At 63.4% G+C, this 2,966-nt stretch carries 3 protein-coding genes; all 3 read right to left on the bottom strand.

The window, feature by feature from the left end; genetic code table 11:
* Window positions 1-324: 324 nt before the first annotated feature.
* Genes F1735_RS32865 through F1735_RS32855 form a run of 3 tightly spaced genes read right to left on the bottom strand, consistent with a single transcriptional unit; the run spans window position 325 to window position 2,617 of the window.
* Window positions 325-564: a hypothetical protein gene (locus F1735_RS32865; protein ID WP_167094554.1), complete on the bottom strand. Its 240-nt coding sequence runs from the start codon at window positions 562-564 to the stop codon at window positions 325-327.
* Window positions 561-1,742, bottom strand: coding sequence for an IS91 family transposase (locus F1735_RS32860; RefSeq protein WP_167241115.1), 1,182 nt, complete (start codon window positions 1,740-1,742; stop codon window positions 561-563). Before F1735_RS32860 ends, F1735_RS32865 begins: the two co-directional genes overlap by 4 nt.
* Before the next feature lie 8 nt (window positions 1,743-1,750).
* Window positions 1,751-2,617: a tyrosine-type recombinase/integrase gene (locus F1735_RS32855; protein ID WP_167094552.1), complete on the bottom strand. Its 867-nt coding sequence runs from the start codon at window positions 2,615-2,617 to the stop codon at window positions 1,751-1,753.
* Window positions 2,618-2,966 lie beyond the last annotated feature (349 nt).

Below are 2,966 nucleotides of genomic sequence, written 5' to 3'. Positions count from 1 at the left end.
GCGCGGGGTCGCCGCTCAGCGATGTGGGGGCGGCGACTGCGCCGACCTACCTGGGGCGGGGTGAACTGCCGACCAACGCGCACCTCGATTCCCCGCGCAACGCCACGGTACAGCGCATGATTGCCTGCGGGGAGCCGGCGGCGGAGGGATGCGGTAATTAGTCAGGGGAATGGACTCGCTCGTCCGATTCCGCACGACCGTCTGCTTTCGTTAAGGGTTGTCCGATGCCGGCCGCCGTCACAGACTCAAACTGATGCACGCAAGCGTCTCCGGCCGGCGTTGGGCAAGCCGCGAAGGAGGAAACCGCGGGATGTGTCGTTGTCGTCAAGCTGTGCCACCGGCTATGGCGATTTGAATGGTGCCGGTGATCGGATGGCTGTCGATTGAGGCGGCCGATCGGGTGTCGATGGCGTCGGCGAGGCGTTTAGCGATCGCGATATGAACGCCGGAACCAGGTTCGGTCTCTTGGATGTTAGCTGTTATGGTGCCGAAGGCAAAGCAAACCCACGTCGGCCATGACCGACGACCTGGGCGCTGGCAAATTGGGGGCGCGACGTGGTTCATGGCGGAGCGCCTTGATGTCGTGGTGGTGCTGGAATCGGATGGATCGGCAAGAAGATAGCTGTGATCGCCATCGGCGCGCCACAATGCCGACAGATGAACGTTGGCGCAATTGGCTCGGCAATCTGCGCTGCTGCCACCGGCGTCGGCACATGCAGTAGTGCGCGCGCAAGCGCCAGGTTGGCCTTGCGTCCGGCGTTTGCAAAGATCCCGTAGTGCCGGATCCGGTGGAAACCTGTGGGCAAGACATGCAGCAGGAAGCGGCGCATGAACTCGCCAGCGTCGAGCGTCATCGTCTTGTGCATCGCGTCCTTGGCACGGTAGTCCTTCCAGCGAAACGTCACGCCACGCTCATCCATGGACACCAGGCGCCGGTTTGAGATGGCGACCCGGTGCGTGTAGCGCGACAGGTAGGCCAGCACTGCCTCGGGCCCGGCGAACGGGCGCTTGGCGTAGACCACCCACTCGCAATGTCGCAGCGGCGCCATCGAGCGCGCGAAGGCATTTGGTTCCGCCAGCGCCGCATACTCCCCGAACAAGCGTATTTGGCCAGCGCGATGGGCTGCGGCCAGCGCATCCAGGAAGCGCCGCCGGAACAAGCGCGAGAGCACCCGCACCGGCAGGAAGAAACCTCGCCTGCAGGCGATCCAGCGTGTGCCGTCCGGCGCCAGGCCGCCGCCGGGGACGATTCCGTGCACATGCGGATGGTGGGTCAGTGCCGAGCCCCATGTGTGCAGCACCAGCGTGGCACCGATGCGGGCACCAAGGTGCTTGGGATCGGCAGCGATGGTGCACAGCGTCTGCGCCGCCGTCTCGAACAACAGGCGGTACATCAATGCCTTGTTGTACCACGCGAGCGCGGCGACCGGTGCCGGGAGGGTGAAGACGACATGGTAGTACTCGACCGGCAGCAACTCGTTCCGGCGCGCTTCGAGCCAGCGGCGCGCGGCATTGGCCTGGCACTTTGGGCAGTGCCGGTTGCGGCAGGAGTTGTAGGCAATGTCGACGTGTTCGCAGGCGTCGCAGCGCAGCGCGTGCCCTCCCAGCGCCGCACTGCGACACTGCTCGATGGCCGACATGACCTTCAGTTGGCCCAGGCTCAGGTGACCGCGCTGTGCGTGTCGCCAAGCCGGGCCGTGGGCGCGGAAGATGTCCGCGACCTCCAGGTCGGGGCGCTCCATAGCACCCCCTACGCTGACTGCAAGGTGTCGAGCGGGCTGATCACTTCGCGCAGCAGATCGGTGGCGACCTGGGCGTATAGCGCGGTCGTATCGAGCCGCTTGTGGCCAAGCAGGGTCTGGATCACTCGGATGTCGACCTTCTGCTCCAGCAGATGGGTGGCGAAGCTGTGGCGCAGGATGTGCATGGACACGCGTTTGTCGATCCGTGCCAGGTCGGCGGCCGCGTGGATGGCGCGGTTCAGCTGTCGCGTGCTGAGCGGGTCGATGGGATTCTGTCCGGGGAACAACCAACCGCCATGCAGGATCTTGCCTTCGGCGCGTGCCGTCCTCCACCAGGCACGCAGGCAGTCGAGCAGTACCGGCGACAGCATGGCATAGCGGTCCTTGTGTCCTTTGCCTTGTTCCACGCGCAAGACCATGCGCCCGCTGTCGACGTCGGTTACCTTGAGCCCGATCACTTCACTCGCACGCAGGCCCGCGCCGTAGGCAACCGACAGTGCCGCCCGGTATTTGGGACTGCATGCCGAGGCGATCAGGCGCGCGGCTTCGTCGCGGCTGAGCACCTGGGGGAGCTTGCGGGGAACCGGCACGGGATGCATCCTGGCCATCAGTTCGGGATGGTGAACTGTGACCTCGAAGAAAAATTTCAAACCGGTGATCGTCACATTCAGGGTGGTTGACGTGAAGCCTTGCTCAACCATATGCAACTGAAATCGCCGCAGATCCTCACTTGTAGCGGTGTCGGGTGGGCGGTGCAGGAACGCGGCCAGGCGCCGGACGTGCATCAGGTATGCAGACTGGGTCTTGGGTGCGAGCTTGCGCATGCGCATGTCGTCGATCATGCGTTGGCGCAATGGGGTAATGGCTTGGGTCATGATACTGCTCCTGTTGGAATGAGGCCGATTGCCTCACTAACCAACATAGGAAACAGCTACAATCTTGCAGCAGAAACCCGGCTGTGGCGGGACCACAGGCTGCATCGAAGTCCGACTACCGCGCGAGCGGTTTAGTCCTTCGGCCAAAAGCGGACATCCCCATCGATAAATGAAAGGATAGAAAAAGACGATGCTTAGCCTCGACGACACAAGATGGAAGGAACTGCACGGCGGGTATGGGGTTCCATATGATGTCTCAGTAGCGCTTCGGTCGATGCAGGGCGGCAATGACGTTTGGGAAGAACTATGGAACGAACTTCATCACCAGGGCGACATCGGGGAGGCATCG

Origin of the sequence: Massilia genomosp. 1 (genome assembly GCF_011682185.1) — a bacterium.
Lineage (GTDB): Bacteria > Pseudomonadota > Gammaproteobacteria > Burkholderiales > Burkholderiaceae_D > Telluria_A > Telluria_A rubra.
Note: the sequence above shows the minus strand (reverse complement) of the source record. Positions and strands in the feature narration are given on the sequence as shown.

Coding starts and splice junctions, on each gene's coding strand:
- F1735_RS32865 (WP_167094554.1), bottom strand. CDS start 564: ATGAACCACGTCGCGCCCCCAATTTGCCAGCGCCCAGGTCGTCGGTCA.
- F1735_RS32855 (WP_167094552.1), bottom strand. CDS start 2,617: ATGACCCAAGCCATTACCCCATTGCGCCAACGCATGATCGACGACATG.
- F1735_RS32860 (WP_167241115.1), bottom strand. CDS start 1,742: ATGGAGCGCCCCGACCTGGAGGTCGCGGACATCTTCCGCGCCCACGGC.